12 protein-coding genes and 1 pseudogene are annotated in these 15,706 nt (G+C 71.6%); 5 read left to right on the top strand and 8 right to left on the bottom strand.

Annotated features, from left to right (window positions below; translation table 11 throughout):
* Positions 1-40 precede the first annotated feature (40 nt).
* Together IPK81_05980 and IPK81_05975 are read left to right on the top strand one after the other, a co-directional pair.
* Complete coding sequence (locus IPK81_05980; protein QQS13764.1) at positions 41-838, top strand: ABC transporter ATP-binding protein; 798 nt, start codon at positions 41-43, stop codon at positions 836-838.
* Positions 838-1,614, top strand: a complete 777-nt coding sequence (locus IPK81_05975; GenBank protein QQS13763.1) for an ABC transporter permease — start codon at positions 838-840, stop codon at positions 1,612-1,614. Before IPK81_05980 ends, IPK81_05975 begins: the two co-directional genes overlap by 1 nt.
* Before the next feature lie 2 nt (positions 1,615-1,616).
* Here the strand turns inward: IPK81_05975 and IPK81_05970 are convergent, their stop codons facing one another.
* From IPK81_05970 to IPK81_05950, 5 genes and pseudogenes are all read right to left on the bottom strand, one after another.
* Complete coding sequence (locus tag IPK81_05970; GenBank protein QQS13762.1) at positions 1,617-2,867, bottom strand: MFS transporter; 1,251 nt, start codon at positions 2,865-2,867, stop codon at positions 1,617-1,619.
* Complete coding sequence (locus IPK81_05965) at positions 2,845-3,537, bottom strand: class II aldolase/adducin family protein (protein QQS13761.1); 693 nt, start codon at positions 3,535-3,537, stop codon at positions 2,845-2,847. The genes IPK81_05970 and IPK81_05965 overlap by 23 nt, the downstream gene beginning before the upstream one ends.
* A 1-nt stretch (position 3,538) precedes the next feature.
* Positions 3,539-4,643: pseudogene (gene mtnA / locus IPK81_05960) on the bottom strand (S-methyl-5-thioribose-1-phosphate isomerase).
* Positions 4,640-5,911 (bottom strand): S-methyl-5-thioribose kinase, encoded by a 1,272-nt coding sequence (gene mtnK / locus IPK81_05955; protein ID QQS13760.1) that lies wholly within the window; start codon positions 5,909-5,911, stop codon positions 4,640-4,642. Before mtnK ends, mtnA begins: the two are co-directional and overlap by 4 nt.
* 48 nt (positions 5,912-5,959) lie before the next feature.
* Entirely contained in the window at positions 5,960-8,344 is a 2,385-nt protein-coding gene (locus tag IPK81_05950) for a transketolase (protein ID QQS13759.1), read from the bottom strand.
* 141 nt (positions 8,345-8,485) lie between these two features.
* On the opposite strand from IPK81_05950, the gene IPK81_05945 reads away from it, so the two are divergent.
* Positions 8,486-8,944: an Lrp/AsnC family transcriptional regulator gene (locus IPK81_05945; GenBank protein QQS13758.1), complete on the top strand. Its 459-nt coding sequence runs from the start codon at positions 8,486-8,488 to the stop codon at positions 8,942-8,944.
* 247 nt (positions 8,945-9,191) lie between these two features.
* Here IPK81_05945 and IPK81_05940 read toward each other — a convergent pair whose 3' ends face one another.
* Positions 9,192-10,310, bottom strand: a complete 1,119-nt coding sequence (locus tag IPK81_05940; GenBank protein QQS13757.1) for a cobalamin-independent methionine synthase II family protein — start codon at positions 10,308-10,310, stop codon at positions 9,192-9,194.
* 80 nt (positions 10,311-10,390) lie between these two features.
* Here IPK81_05940 and IPK81_05935 point away from each other — a divergent pair, with 80 nt between their 5' ends.
* Positions 10,391-12,052 carry an AMP-binding protein gene (locus tag IPK81_05935; GenBank protein QQS13756.1) on the top strand — a complete coding sequence of 554 codons (1,662 nt, stop codon included), beginning with the start codon at positions 10,391-10,393 and terminating at the stop codon, positions 12,050-12,052.
* A 207-nt stretch (positions 12,053-12,259) separates the two neighbouring features.
* Here the strand turns inward: IPK81_05935 and IPK81_05930 are convergent, their stop codons facing one another.
* On the bottom strand, positions 12,260-13,426 hold the full coding sequence (locus IPK81_05930; GenBank protein QQS13755.1) for an ArgE/DapE family deacylase: 1,167 nt from the start codon (positions 13,424-13,426) through the stop codon (positions 12,260-12,262).
* 23 nt (positions 13,427-13,449) lie between these two features.
* Positions 13,450-14,697 carry a Zn-dependent hydrolase gene (locus tag IPK81_05925; protein ID QQS13754.1) on the bottom strand — a complete coding sequence of 416 codons (1,248 nt, stop codon included), beginning with the start codon at positions 14,695-14,697 and terminating at the stop codon, positions 13,450-13,452.
* Positions 14,698-14,791: 94 nt separating this feature from the next.
* On the opposite strand from IPK81_05925, the gene puuE reads away from it, so the two are divergent.
* A complete protein-coding gene (puuE, locus tag IPK81_05920; protein QQS13753.1) occupies positions 14,792-15,700 on the top strand; it encodes an allantoinase PuuE in 909 nt (302 codons plus the stop codon).
* The last annotated feature ends 6 nt before the right edge of the window (positions 15,701-15,706 follow it).

The following is a 15,706-nucleotide window of genomic DNA, read 5'->3' as shown; positions in this document are numbered from 1 at the left end:
TCGCCCGTCTTTTTGCGCGCCGCCCGCCGAGGATGCCGGCATGCCCGCCGCTGACAATCCGCTCGTCGACCTGCGCGGCGTCTCCCTGACCTACCGTCTGGGCAAGGAGACGACGCTGGCGCTGGCGGACGCCACCTTCTCGATCGCCAAGGGCGAGTTCATCGCCGTGGTCGGTCCATCGGGATGCGGCAAGTCGACGATCATGAAGCTCGTCACGGGGCTGCTGCCGGCGACCACCGGGGAGGTCCGCGTCGCCGGCGCGCGCGTCACGGGGCCGATCAAGGGCGTCGGCATGGCGTTCCAGAACCCGACGCTGATGCCGTGGCGCACGACGATGGACAACATCCTGCTGCCCATGGAGGTGGTCGAGCCGCACAAGCGGCGCTTCCGCGCCCATCGCTCGGAGTACGTCGCGCGCGCGATGAGGCTGCTGTCGACGGTCGGGCTCGCCGATTTCGCCGACAAGTTCCCGTGGCAGCTCTCCGGCGGGATGCAGCAGCGCTCCAACCTGTGCCGCGCGCTGATCCACGAGCCCGCGATCCTGATGCTCGACGAGCCGTTCGGCGCGCTCGACGCCTTCACCCGCGAGGAGCTGTGGGGCGTCATGCAGGCGCTGTGGCTGGAGCGGCGGTTCACGGCGGCGCTGGTCACCCACGATCTGCGCGAGGCGGTCTATCTCGCGGACACCGTCTACGTGATGAGCCGCCGTCCCGGCCGCATCGTCATGTCGCGGCGCATCGACCTGCCTCGTCCCCGCACGCTCGCCACGACGTTCGAGCCGGGTTTCGTCGACATCGTCCACGAGCTGCGCGACCGCATCCACCAGGAGCACGCGTGATGACCGACGCCCGCGAACGCGCGCTGCGCGTCTCCATGCCCTGGCTGGTGATGGCGGCGTTCCTGATCGTCTGGGAGATCGCCTGCGTGGCGTTCGCGATCGAGGAGATCGTGCTGCCGCGTCCGAGCCGCGTGTTCACGGTGCTGGTGGCGCGGTTCGACATCATCGTCCAGTTCTGCTGGCAGACGCTGTGGACCACGATCCTCGGCTTCCTTCTCGCCATCGCCGGCGGGCTGTTCCTCGGACTCGCGGTGGGCTTCTCGCCGCTCGTCTACTCAGGACTCTATCCCCTGCTGATCGGCTTCAACGCCGTGCCCAAGGTGGCGATCGTGCCGATCCTGATGATCTGGGTCGGCGTCGGGCCGCTGCCGGCGGTCATCACGGCGTTCGTGATCAGCTTCTTTCCGATCGTCGTCAACGTCGCCACCGGCCTGGCCACCATCGAGCCGGAGATGCGCGACGTGATGCGCTCGCTGGGCGCGACGCGGCTGGAGATCCTGACCAAGATCGGCATTCCGCGCGCCATGCCCTACCTGTTCGCCAGCCTGAAGGTCGCGATCACGCTGGCGTTCATCGGCTCGGTGATCTCCGAGACCGTCGGCGGCAACGGCGGCATCGGCTTCCTCATGCTGTCGGCCAGCGCCCGCAACGACGCGCCGACCACCTTCGCCGGGCTGTTCGCGATCGCGGTCATGGGCATCGCCATGTACGCGGTGTGCGCCGCCGTGGAGCGGCGCATGACCCGCTGGGCGTTCCGGGGCGAGATCGTCGGCTGAGATCAGGCCGCCGGCCGCGTCACGCGCCACAGGGCGAGCAGGGCCGCCAGCGAGGCCAGCGCGGCGGCGATGGCGATGCCCAGCGCAGTGCCGACCCCGAGCCGCGCGATCAACGCCGCGAACACCACCGGCGCCACCGCCGACACGAGGTTCTGCGACACCGCCAGCCGGCCGAGATAGGCGCCGTAGCTGGCGGGGCCGAACAGCGCCAACGGCAGCGCCGCGCGCACGACCGCCTTGAGCCCGTTGGAGATGCCGTAGATCAACGCGCAGGCCGCCGCGGCGTAGAGCGCGTCGCCGGCCGCCAGGCCGATCGCCAGCGCGAGCGGCAGCGTCGCCGCCGCGACCAGGCCGGAACTCATCGCGGCGTAGCGGTTGCCCAGCGCGATCTCGACGATCCGGATGCCGACCTGCGCCGGGCCGATCATCGAGGCGATCGCCACCGCCACGGCCGGCCCGTGGCCGAGCTGGCGGAACACCTCGATCATGTGCAGCGACAGCCCGTTGTAGACCAGCGTGCCCAGCGACAACGCGATGGCGAGCAGCGGGAACGTCAGGCGGTGGTTGGCGGCAGGCGGCGGCTCGGGCGCGGGCTTCGCGCCGCCGGCGGGTTCCGGCGCGCGTCCAGCGGCGCCCGCTGGCACGATGAACAGATGGATCGGCAGGCACAGCAGGATGTGCGTGGCGGCGAACACCAGCACCGTCGACCGCCAGCCCAGCGCCGCGTCGAGCGCGCCCGTCAACGGCCAGAACACCGTCGACGACATGCCGGCGACGGTGGTGAGCATCGCCAGCGCGCGGCGCGCGCCGGGACCGGCGACCTGCGCCAGGGTCGTGAAGGCCGGTGTCGACAGCATCATCGCCGTCGCCATGCCGATCGCGATCCACGCCGCGATGTAGCCCACGAGGCCCTGCGACATCGACAGGCCGACGAGCGCCAGCGCCGCGAGCACGGAGCCCGCCGCCATGACCCGCCGCCCGCCATGGCGGTCGACATGGCGGCCGACGCGCGGCGCGGCGACGCCGCTGATCGCGAACATGATCGTGACGCCCGCGAACACCACCTCGCTGGGCAGGCCGAGCTCCTCCTGGATGTGGCGGCCCAGCACCGCCGGCACGAAGAAGGTGGAGCCCCAGCCGACGATCTGGGTGACGCCGATGCCGGCGACGCAGGCCAGGGTGCGGTGGGCGCGGGCGCGATCGGTCGGCGGGGGCGGCCCGCCGGCCGGATCAGCCGGCGCGCTCGCCGCCATGGCGCAGGTCGCGGTCGGGAAACGCGGGGGTTCCGTAGGTCGCGAACAGCGCGATCACGCGCCGCATCTCGGCGCGCGGCAGGATGATCGGGCGGCCGGCGACGCGGGCGCGCAGATACATGCCGGCCAGCGCCTCGACCTCGACCGCCAGCGCCAGCGCGGCCGCGAGGTCGGCGCCCAGCGCGATCAGGCCGTGGTTGGCCAGCAGGCAGGCGCGCCGGTCCTTCAGCGCCGCCAGCGCGTGGTCGGACAGGAGCTGCGTGCCGAACGTCGCGTAGGGCGCGCAGCGGATGGAATCGCCGCCGGCGGCGGCGACCATGTAGTGGAAGGCCGGAATCCCCTCGCCGAGGCAGGCCAGCGACGTCGCCAGCGGTCCGTGCGTGTGCACGACGGCGCCGGCCTCGGGGCGCGCGGCGAGGATGTCGCGGTGGAAGCGCCATTCGCTCGACGGGCGTCTCGGTCCGAACCACGTGCCGTCGAGCGTCATGACGGCGATGTCGACGGGGCGCAGCCGGTCGTAGGGCACGCCGCTCGGCGTGACCAGGAACCGCTTGGCGTCGAGCCGCGCGCTGGCGTTGCCGGATTTGCCCTGGTTGATCCCCAGCGCGTTCATCGACCGGCAGGTCTCGATCAACTGCCGCCGCAGCGCCGCCTCGCTCGGCTTGGACATCTCAGGCCGCCGTCGCGCGTTCGGGATAGAGCGACAGCAATCCGGCCTCGCTCGCCGCGCACACGCCGCGCTCCGTGATCAGCGCCGTCACCAGCCGCGCCGGCGTCACGTCGAAGGCGTAGTTGGCGGCGGGCGATCCATCGGGCAGCAGATCGACGGCGACGATCTCGCCCGACGGCGCGCGTCCGGCGATGCGCGACACCTCCTCGGCGGCGCGCGTCTCGATCGGTATGTCGCGCACGCCGTCGCGGATCGTCCAGTCGATGGTCGGCGCCGGCAGCGCGACATAGAAAGGCACGCCGTTGTCGCGCGCGGCCAGCGCCTTCAGGTAGGTGCCGATCTTGTTGCAGACGTCGCCGGCGCGGGTCGTGCGGTCGGTGCCGACGACGCAGAAATCGACCTGGCCGTGCTGCATCAGGTGGCCGCCGGCGTTGTCGGCGATCACGGTGTGCGGCACGCCGTGCTTGCCCAGCTCCCACGCCGTCAGGCTGGCGCCCTGGTTGCGCGGCCGCGTCTCGTCGACCCAGACGTGGATCGGCAGGCCGGAATCGTGCGCCCGGTAGATCGGCGCCAGCGCCGTGCCCCAGTCGACGGTGGCGAGCCAGCCGGCGTTGCAATGGGTCAACGCGTTGATCGTGGCGCCGGCCGGCTTGCCGGCCGTGACGCGGCGGATCTCCGCCAGCCCGTGGTCGCCGATGCGCCGGCAGATCTCGACGTCCTCGTCGCAGATCGCCGCGGCGCGCGCGTAGGCGGCGTCGCGGCGTCGCGCCGGCGCCAGCGGCCCGAGCAGCGCCCGCATGTCGTCCAACGCCCAGCGCAGATTGACGGCGGTGGGACGCGACGCCAACAGGAAGGCGTGCGCCCGCTGGAGCGCGGCGTCCGAGGGCGTCGCCGGCCATCGCCAGCGCCACGCCGTAGGCGGCGGCGGCGCCGATCAGCGGCGCGCCGCGCACGACCATCGTGCGGATGGCGCGCTCGGCGTCCTCGACGCTGCGCAGCGCTTGGACCACGAAGCGATGCGGCAGCGAGGTCTGGTCGATCACCTCGACCGTGGCGCCGTCGCCGGCGAGCCAGATCGTGCGGTAGGGCGCGCCGTCGACCCTCACGTCGCCTCGCGCTGGAGCTGGCGCGCCGCGTCGGTGGCCGCGGCGATGCCCGTGAACGCGGCGCCCTCGACCATCAGCGTCCGCGCCTGGCGCAGCGCGCGCCTCTCGCAGGCGGCGCGGCGGTCCGGATCGGCGATGCTCTCGAGGTCCTCGACATGCGCCAGCCCGAGGATCCGGCGCGTCATCTTGGCGCCGGCGAAGCCCAGCGACTCGACGAACAGGCGGCGCATGTAGTCATCCTGCGCGGCCCCGAGCGCGTCGGGCGCGTCGGCGAACAGCGCCGGCGCGAAGGTCTCCGACGCGTGCGCGCCGGTCCACAGCGCGCGGAAACGCCGGTCGAACAGGGTCCAGACGGATTCGATCGTGTCGAGGATCCATGCGCGGTAGGCGTCGCGCGCCCCCGGCCGCGCCTCGTGGCCGCTCTGGGCGAAATACGCCAGGAACAGATTGCCGATAAGCGCGCCGACGTCGAAGCCCATCGGCCCGTAGAACGCGAACTCCGGATCGATGGCGTAGGTCTCGTTCTCGGTCACCATGATGGAGCCGGAGTGGAGGTCGCCGTGGATCAGCGCCTGCGCCTGGCCGAGGAACTTGAGCTTCAGCTCCTGCGCCGCGCGCTTCCAAGGACCGTCGGCCCGCACCGCGGCGGCCGTGGCGTCGAGCTGCGGCGTGGTCCAGCGGTTGGCCTCGGCCACGCGCCACGGATCGGTGAACACCAGATCCTCGGTGATGCGGCAGAGCTCGACGTTGTCGCAGAACAGCGCCATGTGGGCCTTCTTGCGCGCCGCCGGCTGGCCGAGATCCGAGGTGAGGAACAGCGTGCGGGCCATGAAGGTCGCCATGTGGTCGGCGAGCTTCGGGTAGACCACGCCCTTGATGAGCCCCTTGCGCAGGATGATGTGCGGCCGCAGGAACGCCATCACCGTCAGCGCCAGCGTCTCGTCGAAGTGGAACAGCTCCGGCACGTGCTCCGGCGCGATCGCGCCCTCGGCCTTGAGCGCGTGGTACTCGAAATAGGCGCGGCGCAACGGCAGCGGCCAGCTCTCGCCGACCAGCCGCAGATAGGGCAGCGCCTGTTTGAGCACGACGCTGTCGGCCGGTCCTTCGACCACGAAGACGAGGTTTAGGTTGCCGTCGCCGACCTCGCGGATGCGCCAGTCGGCCTTCGCGCCGCCGAGCCGCGCGGCGACGGCGGGGACGCCCGCGAGATACCCCGCGACGTCCGCTTCCTTCAGGGCCCGGTAGCCGGGCGGTATGTCGAGCGCCATGCCGCGAAAATCGGGCCATCGCGCCCGCAGGTCAAGCGGCGGCGGCGGTCACCACGTCTCGGCGACGGCCTGCGCCACGGCGTCGACGATCGCGGCGGGGTCGAGCCGCAGCGCGGCGTAGAGGTCGGGGATGTCGCCGGACTGGCCGAAGCCCTCGACGCCGAGCGGCACGACGCGGTGCGGGCCGACGCCGCCGAGCCACGACAGCGCCAGCGGGTGGCCGTCGAGGATCGTGACCAGACGCGCATTGGCGCCAAGCGGCGCCATCAGGCGCTCGACCGGGCTCAGCGCGGCGCCGGCGCGGGCCGTCGCCGTCCGCCGCGCGCGTCGGCTGGCGATCCAGTCGGCGTGCAGCCGGTCGGGCGAGGTGATCGCCAGCAGACCCGCGCCGGCGAAGTCGCGCGACACCGTCTCCCACGCGGCCAGCGCTTCCGGCACGACCGCGCCCATGGCGACGATGGCGATCTCGGCGCCGGGCGCCGGCGGCCGCAGCCAGTAGCCGCCTTCGACGACACGCTGCGCGAGGTCCGGCGCCATCTCGCGCTCGGGCTGGTCGAGGGGACGCGTGGAGAGGCGCAGATAGAGCGAGCGACCGTCGGGAGTCTGGATGTGCTCGAGGCCGAACCGCAGGATGGTGGCGACCTCGTCGGCGTAGGCCGGCTCGTAGGACAGCAATCCCGGCTGGCCGATCCCGATCAGCGGTGACGACACGGATTGGTGCGCGCCGCCCTCCGGCGCCAGGGTCACGCCCGACGGCGTCGCGACGAGGATGAAGCGGGCGCCCTGGTAGCAGGCGTAGTTCAAGGCGTCGAGGCCGCGGGCCACGAACGGATCGTACAGCGTGCCGATCGGCAGCAGGCGGGCGCCGAACAGCTCGTGCGCCAGTCCCAGCGCCGCGAGCTGCAGGAACAGGTTGTTCTCGGCGATGCCCAGCTCGATGTGCTGGCCCTTGGGATCGAGGCTCCAGCGCTGCGCCGACACCACCTTCAGCTCGCGGAACACGTCCTCGGCCGGGGTGTGCGCGAACAGGCCCTTGCGGTTCACCCAGCCGCCGAGATTGGTGGACACCGTGACGTCCGGCGAGGTCGTGACGATGCGCTCGGCCAGCGTCCCGCCGGTGGCGGCGATCTCGTCGAGGACGCGGCCGAACGCGGCCTGGGTGCTGGTGCGGCGGTCCTTCGCCAACGCCAGCGTCGCCGGCACCGGCACGACCGGCGCCGTCAACCGACGCGTCCGGCGGTCGGCGAACGGCGCGGCGTCGATGAACGCCCGCAGCTCGGCCGGGTTCGCGCCGAGACCGGCGAAGGGCTCCCACTCCGCGCCGTCGGGCACGCCCATGCGGGCGCGCCACTCCGACATCTGCTCGACGTTCATCAGACCGGCGTGGTTGTCCTTGTGGCCGGCGAAGGGCAGGCCGTGGCCCTTGATCGTGTAGGCGATGAAGCAGGTCGGCGTGTCGTCGACGACGGATTCGAAGGCGTCGAGCACGGCCTGCATGTCGAGGCCGGCGAGGTTGGTCATCAGCGCGTGCAGCGCCGCGTCGTCGTGCGTGTCGAGGATGCGGCGCACGCCGGGGAAGCGGTTGAGATCGCGGGTCAGCGCCTCGCGCCACGCCGCGCCGCCCCTGTAGACCAGCGCGGAGTACAGGGAGTTCGGGCATTCGTCGATCCAGCGCCGCAGCTCGCCACCGTCGGGGCCGGCGAAGGCCGCCTCCAGCTTCTTGCCGTACTTCAGCGTCACCACGCGCCAACCGACCAGCTCGAACATCTCCGCGACGCGGCCGAACAGGCGGTCGTTGACGACGGAGTCGAGGCTCTGGCGGTTGTAGTCGATCACCCACCAGAGGTTCCGCACGTCGTGCTTCCAGCCCTCGAGCAGCGCCTCGAAGACGTTGCCCTCGTCGAGCTCGGCGTCGCCGACCAGCGCCACCATGCGGCCGACCGGACGCTCCGGCGCCAGGCGCTTGAGCCGCACGTAGTCCTGCACGATCGAGGAGAACAGCGTCATCGCGACGCCCAGCCCGACCGAGCCGGTCGAGAAATCGACGTCGTCTGTGTCCTTGGTGCGCGACGGGTAGGATTGCGCGCCGCCCAGCGCGCGGAAACGCTCCAGCTTGTCCCGCGTCTGGCGGCCGAACAGGTACTGGATGGCGTGGAACACCGGCGAGGCGTGCGGTTTGACCGCGACGCGGTCCTCCGGCCGCAGCACGGCGAAGTACAGCGCCGTCATGATCGTCGCCAGCGAGGCGCACGACGCCTGGTGGCCGCCGACTTTCAACCCGTCGCGGTTGGGCCTGACGTGGTTGGCGTGGTGGATGGTCCACGCCGACAGCCACAGCACCTTGCGCTCGAGCTCGCGCAGCAGCCGCAGGCGGGCGCCACCATCGCGCGAGGTCGTGGCCGGGGCGTGCGACGGGGTCAGGGAATCGGGCATGGCGGAACTCCGGAGCGCCTACGCGGGTGAAACTACGCCCGCCGGCCGGGGCAAATCCTTGCGTTTTGATCGGGATATCCCCGCCATGTGGATAATCCAACCCAAATCGACTATTCTTCGGCAATGATCGACCCTAGGAGCATGCTCGACGACATAGACCACCGGATCCTCGACCAACTCCAGCGCGACGGCCGGCTGAGCAACGCCGACCTCGCCGACCGTGTCGGGCTGTCGGCGTCGCCGTGCTGGCGGCGCGTCAAGGCGCTGGAGGAGTCCGGCGTCGTGCGCGGCTACACCGCGCTGGTCGACGCCAAGGCGGTCGGCCTGTCGGTCAACGTGTTCGTCAGCGTCTCGTTGACCACGCAGGTCGAGAGCGCGCTGCAACGATTCGAGAAGGCCGTGCGTCAGCGGCCCGAGGTGATGGAGTGCTACCTGATGACGGGCGACAGCGACTACCTGCTGCGCGTGGTCGTGCCCGACCTCGAGGCCTACGAGCGCTTCGTCATGGATTTCACCAAGATCCCGGGCATCGCCCAGATCCGTAGCTCCTTCGCGCTGCGGCCGGTGAAGCAGGGCACGGCCCTGCCGCTCGCGCGGTAGGCGGCCGCGATGGCAGCCCCGGCCGGTTCCGGCGCCATTCCCTGGGGATTGCCGTCTTGCTCGACCTCGCGCGTCTGCTCTACGCGGCGATGGCGGTTCTGCAGGGCCTACGCGCTGCGGGAACGGATGGCCGGCTGGCACGGCGCACTGCCGCCGAACCCGACCAGCGCGGTGCCGCTGTGCACCGTCGCGGCGTTGACGATCGCGCCGTTCTTGGCGGCTGTCCTCTCGGTCGCGCCGCGCCGGATCAGCCGTCCCAGATCACGTCGGCGGCCTCGACGCACAGGGATAGCTTGGCGCGCATGTCGGCGTCGGTCACGGGGTTGCCGCCGACGGTGCTGGCGAAGCCGCATTGCGGGCTGATCGCGAGGCGGTCGAGATCGACGTGGCGCGCCGCCTCGTCGACGCGGTGGCGCAGCCGGTCGAGCGGCTCCGGCGCAGCGACTTTCGAGCTGACCACGCCCAGCACGACGCCGCGGTGCCGCGGCACGAATCGCAGGGCGGCGAAGTCGCCGGCCCGGGGCGTGTCGTACTCCAGCAGGAAGTGGTTGACCCCGGCGCGCTGGAACAGCCGCTCGGCCACCGGATCGTAGGCGCCGGCCGCGAGATGCTGGCCCTTGTGGTTGCCGCGGCAGAGGTGCAGCGCGTAGACGGCCGAGTCCGGCGCACCTTCCAGCGCGGCGTTGATCGCGTCGATGTAGAGGTCGACCAGTCCATCTGGGTCGAGCCCGTCGGCGGCGACCATGGCCCGCACGGCAGGGTCGCACAGCATGGCGATCGCGACCTCGTCGAACTGCACGTAGTCCGCGCCGGCCGCGACCAGGGCCGCGATCTCCGCGCGGTAGACGGCGGCGAGATCGGCGAAGAACGCGGCGGGATCGCCGTAGAGGCCGGGCGCGGCGTAGGCGCTGCCGCGCCAGAAGTGCATGGTCGACGGCGCCGGCAGCGTCGCCTTGACGATCCTGTCGGTCAGCGGGCGGACGAACCGGACCTCGTCGGCGGCGATCGCGGCGGCGCGACGTACGCGGGCGGTCACGGCCGGGGCGGTGAAATCGCTCTCCGCGCCGCCGTCGTCGCGGAAGCGGAAGCGCGACTCGGCGACGCCCAGACCCTCGGTCAGCTCGACGAAGCGGCCCCAGTAGGACCCGCGGCGGAATTCGCCGTCGTTGACCACGCCCAGGCCGACCTCCTCCTGGAAGCGCACGATGGCGCGGATGGCGTCGTCCTGGATGGCGCCGAAGGTCGCGGCGTCGATCGCGCCCGAGGCGCGGTCGCGGAACGCCTTCCGGAGCGCGGCCGGCCGCAGCAGGCTGCCGACATGGTCGGCGCGCACCGGCGGCCGTCCGGGTTGGCGGGCCTTTTCCATGGGTCGCTTCCTCTCTGGCGCGGGACGGCGGCGACGCTATCATCCCCGCCGAAACGCGCCAACGCAGCGGAGAGGCGTCCATGAACCAACCGGCCCCGTCCTACGACCACGGCGTCTCGACCACGCCGCTGATCGGCGAGACCATCGGCGCGTTCTTCGACCGCCAGGTCATGGCGTTGCACGACCGCGAGGCGCTGGTGGTGCGCCATCAGAACGTGCGCTGGAGCTGGGGCGAACTGGGCCGCCGCGTCGACGCGCTGGCGGCCGGGCTGCTGTCGCTGGGGCTGGAGCGCGGCGAACGGGTCGGCATTTGGTCGCCCAACAATTCGGAATGGACCTTGACCCAGTTCGCCACCGCCAAGGCCGGGCTGGTGCTGGTGAACATCAACCCCGCCTACCGCCGCGCCGAGGTCGAGTACGCCCTGAACAAGGTCGGCTGCGCGGCGCTGATCCTGGCGCCGGCGCTGAAGACCTCGAACTACCTCGAGATCGTCGAGGACCTCGTGAAGGCCGGCAAGCTGCCGCTGCTGCGCCACGTCGTGCGCCTGGGCGCCGAGCGGACGCCGGGAATGCTCAATTTCGACGACGTCGCCACGGCCGGCGGCGCGGCCGAGCGGACGCGGCTGGCCGAGACGGCCCCGACGCTGCAGTTCGACGATCCCATCAACATCCAGTTCACCTCGGGAACGACCGGCTTTCCCAAGGGCGCGACGCTCAGCCACCACAACATCCTCAACAACGGCCTGTTCGTCGGCGCCGGCCTGAAGCTGACGCACGAGGACAAGCTCTGCATCCCCGTGCCGCTCTACCACTGCTTCGGCATGGTGATGGGCAATCTCGGCTGCCTCACGCACGGCGCGGCGATGGTCTATCCCGCCGAGGCGTTCGACCCGCTGGAGACGTTGCGGGCCTGCGCCGAGGAGCGCTGCACCGCGCTCTACGGCGTGCCGACCATGTTCATCGCCCAGCTCGACCATCCCCGGTTCGAGGAGTTCGACCTCTCCTCGCTGCGCACCGGCATCATGGCCGGCTCGCCGTGCCCGATCGAGGTCATGAAGCGCGTGCAGGGCCGCATGAACATGAACGAGGTGACGATCGCCTACGGCATGACCGAGACCTCGCCGGTGTCGACGCAGTGCGCGACCGACGATCCGCTGGAGCGGCGCGTGTCCACCGTCGGCCGCGTGCTGCCGCACATCGAGATCAAGATCGTCGACGCCGACGGACGGATCGCGCCGCGCGGCGTCACCGGCGAGTTCTGCACCCGCGGCTACTCGGTGATGACCGGCTACTGGAACGACCCGGAGAAGACGGCGGAGGCCGTCGATTCCGCCGGCTGGATGCACACCGGCGACCTCGCGGTGATGGACGACGCCGGATACGTCAACATCGTCGGCCGGCTCAAGGACATGGTCATCAGGGGCGGCGAGAACGTGTATCCGCGCGAGATCGAGGAGTTCCTGTACCGCCATCCCAAGGTGCAGGACGTGCAGGTCGTGGGGGTGCCCGATCCGCGCTACGGCGAGGAGATCTGCGCCTGGATCAAGCTGCGTCCCGGCGAGTCCGCCGACGAGGAGGAGGTCCGCGCCTTCTGCAAGGGCCAGATCGCCCACTACAAGATCCCGCGCTACATCCGCTTCGTCGACGAGTTCCCGATGACGATCACCGGCAAGGTGCAGAAATTCGTCATCCGCGACGAGGAGATCAAGGCGCGCGGCCTGGTGGCCCAGAAGACGGCGTAGTCCTCCGGACGCGCCGCGACCAAGGCGAAGGGCCTGCCGTCATCGGGAGCGCGGCGGCGACGGCGCCCGCGGCGGGTCTTGTCGTCGCTCGCTGCCATCCCGAGCGCAGCGAGGGATCCTTCTGCCGCCTCAAGATCCCCCGCTACGCTCGGGATGACGGCCAGGGCCGGGGCGCGTTCATGCCGGCGGCGCGCTGCGGCCGGCGTCCTACCCGGCGAAGCCGACCAGCCGCTCGACGACGTCGAGCTGGATGTGGGCGGCGGAGACCATCTGCTTGATCGGCACGCTCTCGTTGGCGGCGTGGCCTTGCGCGCCGGAGCCGGGGCCGAAATTGATGATCTCGATGCCGTCGTCGGCGTAGTAGCGGCCGTCGCTGACGCCGGTGGCGTTGAGGAATTTCACCGCGCGCCTCTCCCGCTTGCGGACCGCGGCCTCGAAGGCGCCGACCGCCTGGCCGTTCTCGGGCGCGAAGAAGCCGTTGGTGCCGGTCAGGAACTCGACGGCGTAGCTGCCCTTCGGCTCGCGCGCGCCGGCGGCGTCGACGACGCGCTTCAGCTCGGTGAACGCCGCCTTCACCTTCTCGTCGGGCAGCAGGCGGCGGTCGATCTCGACCACGCAGGCGCTGGGCACGACGTTGGTGTTGTGGCCGCCGTGGAACATGCCGACGTTGACGGTCGAGCGCATCGCGCCCGACACGCGCGTGCGCAGCGCCTTGTCGTAGTGCGCCTGCAGCGCGCCGACCAGCCGCATCATGCGCAGGATGGCGTTGTCGCCTGCGGCCGGGTTGCCGGCGTGCGCGGCGCGGCCCCTGGTGGTGATCCGCGCCCACATCACGCCGCGCTCCGCGACGATCAGGTTGTTCTCGGTCTGGGCGCCGAGGATCAGCGCGTCGGGCCGCACGCGGCCGCTGGCGCGCAGGAAATCCATGCCGTCGGGACCGAGATTCTCCTCGTCGGCCACGAAGGTGAAGGCGATCTCGCCGCGCGCCGGTCCGCCGCGGCGGGCGATCTCCTCCGCCAGCCAGAGCTGCACCGCCATGCTGCCCTTGCAGTTGCCGGCGCCCAGTCCGTACACCAGCCCGCCCTTGACCACGGCGCGGTAGGGATCGGTCTTCCAGTTGGCGCGCTCGCCGACGCCGACCGTGTCGACATGGGCGTTGAACGCGACGCTCGGCCCCTTGGCGCGCGCCCTCAGCCGGGCGACGACGTTGTCGACGCCCTTCTTGCGGCGCACCGTCTCGACCTTGTAGCCGCAGGCCTTCAGCCGCTTGGCGGCGTAGGCGCAGATCGCCGCCGATTCGCCGGGCGGAAAGGGGCTGGGGATCGCGATCAGGTCGGAGAGGATCGCGACGAGCGTCTTGTCGAGGGCGGGCATGGGGATTCCGTCGGGAAGGCGGTTCAGCGGTTGGCGAGCCGCACGAGGGTCTCGACCAGCACGCGCGCGCCGGCGGCGAGGTCGGCCGGGGCGGCGTTCTCGATCTCGTTGTGGCTGATGCCGCGTTCGCACGGCACGAAGATCATGCCGGTCGGGCACAGGCCGGCGATGTGCATGGCGTCGTGGCCGGCGCCCGACGGCATGTCCATGTTCGGCAGCGCCAGCCGGTCGGCGGCGGCGCGCACGAGGTCGATCACGGCCGGATCGAACACCGTCGGCGCCACGTCGGTGACGCGCTCGATCGTGGCCGGACACGGCGCGGCATCGCGTTCGACGATCCTCAGAAGCTTGGCCTCGTGCGCCTCGAGGACGGCGGTCTCGGGATGGCGCATGTCGATCGTGAACACGACGCGGCCCGGCACCGTGTTGGGCGAGCCCGGCGCCACCTCGACGCGGCCGATGGTGAAGCGCAGCGCGTCGGCCTCGTCGGTCGTCGCGGCGTACATCGCGGCGGCGATCCGGGTGGCGGCGGCGAAGGCGTCCTTGCGCGCGGCGCGCGGCGTGGTGCCGGCGTGCGCCTCCTCGCCGAGGATGGTCACGACGTAGCGGCGGCTGCCCTGGATGCCGGTGACCACGCCGATCGTGCGCCGCGCCTCCTCCAGCCGCGGGCCCTGCTCGATATGCGCCTCGACGTAACCGTCCAGCGCCGAGCCCAGCGCGCGCGCCGGCGCCGGCGCGGCCTTCAACGTCTCGCGCAGCGCGTCCGCCAAGGCGACGCCGTCCCAGTCCTTCATCGCCAGCATGGGCGCGAGTTCGTAGTGGCCGGCGAACACGCCGGAGCCCATCGCGCCGGGCTGGAAGCGGCTGCCTTCCTCGTTGGTCCAGGCCACCGCCTCGACCGGGCGTTTGGTCCGCACGCCGGAATCCTCCAGCGCCTCCAGCGCCTCGAACGCCGCGAGCACGCCATACATGCCGTCGAACCGGCCGCCCGTGGGCTGGCTGTCCATGTGCGAGCCGCTCAACACGGGCTTGGCGGCGGGATCGGTGCCCGGCCGGCGCACGAAGAGGTTGCCGATCGGGTCGGTCGACACCGCGAATCCACGCGACTTCGCCCAATCCATGAGCAGATTGCGCGCCGCGGCGTCCTCGGCCGACAGCGCCTGGCGGTTGACGCCGCCCTTGGGCGTGCCGCCGAGCTTCGCCATATCGGCGTGCCGGGACCACAGCCGGTCCTCGCGCACCGCCGCCGCCGCCCGCTCGACGTCGTCCATCCCCGCGCTCCGTCCGGTGAGATTCGCCTCCGCCGCTGCTATACAGGCGGGGAACCGGCGCGACAATCGGCGCCGATGACGCGGAGAGCGCGACATGCCTGATCTTCCCGCCCGCGACCTCGTGGGCTACGGCGCCAACCCGCCGCACGCGCGCTGGCCGGGCGGCGCGCGGATCGCCGTCAGCTTCGTCGTCAACTACGAGGAGGGCGGCGAGAACACCGTGCTCAACGGCGATCCCGGCTCCGAGGTCTATCTGACCGAGACGCCCGGCGGCGCGCCGTTCGCGGGCATGCGCGACCTCAGCACCGAGTCGGTCTACGAGTACGGCGCGCGGGCGGGCTTCTGGCGGGTCATGCGGCTGTTCGCGGAGCGCGGCATGCGGTTCACGTCGTGGGCCGTGGGCCGCGCGCTGGAGCTGAACCCGGCCGCCGGCCGGGCCATGGTCGACGCCGGCCACGAGGTCGCGAGCCACGGCTACCGCTGGATCAACTACAAGGATTTCAGCGCCGCCGAGGAGCGCGACCACATGGCGCGCGCGATCCGCGCCATCGAGACGGCGTGCGGCAGGCGTCCGGTCGGCTGGTACACCGGCCGCTTCAGCGACCACACGCTGCGGCTCGTGGTCGAGGAGGGCGGCTTCCTCTACTCGAGCGACTCCTATGCGGACGACCTGCCCTACTGGACGCGCGTCGACGGCAAGCCGCATCTGATCGTGCCCTACACGCTCGACGTCAACGACATGAAGTTCGCCGTCGCGCCGGTCTTCTCGTCGGGCGACGGCTGGCTCCAGTACATGAAGGACGCCTTCGACACGCTCTACGCCGAGGGCGCGACGGCGCCCCGGATGATGTCGGTGGGGCTGCATTGCCGGCTCGCCGGGCGGCCGGGACGCGCCGCCACCTTGGCGCGCTTCCTCGACCACGTGCGCGGCCGCGACCATGTCTGGGTCGCCACGCGCGAGGAGATCGCGCGGCACTGGATCAAGCAGCATCCGCCGGCCTGACGGCGG

The organism is Rhodospirillales bacterium (assembly GCA_016699855.1).
Lineage (GTDB): Bacteria > Pseudomonadota > Alphaproteobacteria > Reyranellales > Reyranellaceae.
The sequence above is the reverse complement of the archived record's forward strand: the minus strand, read 5'-3'. Positions and strand labels throughout refer to the sequence as shown.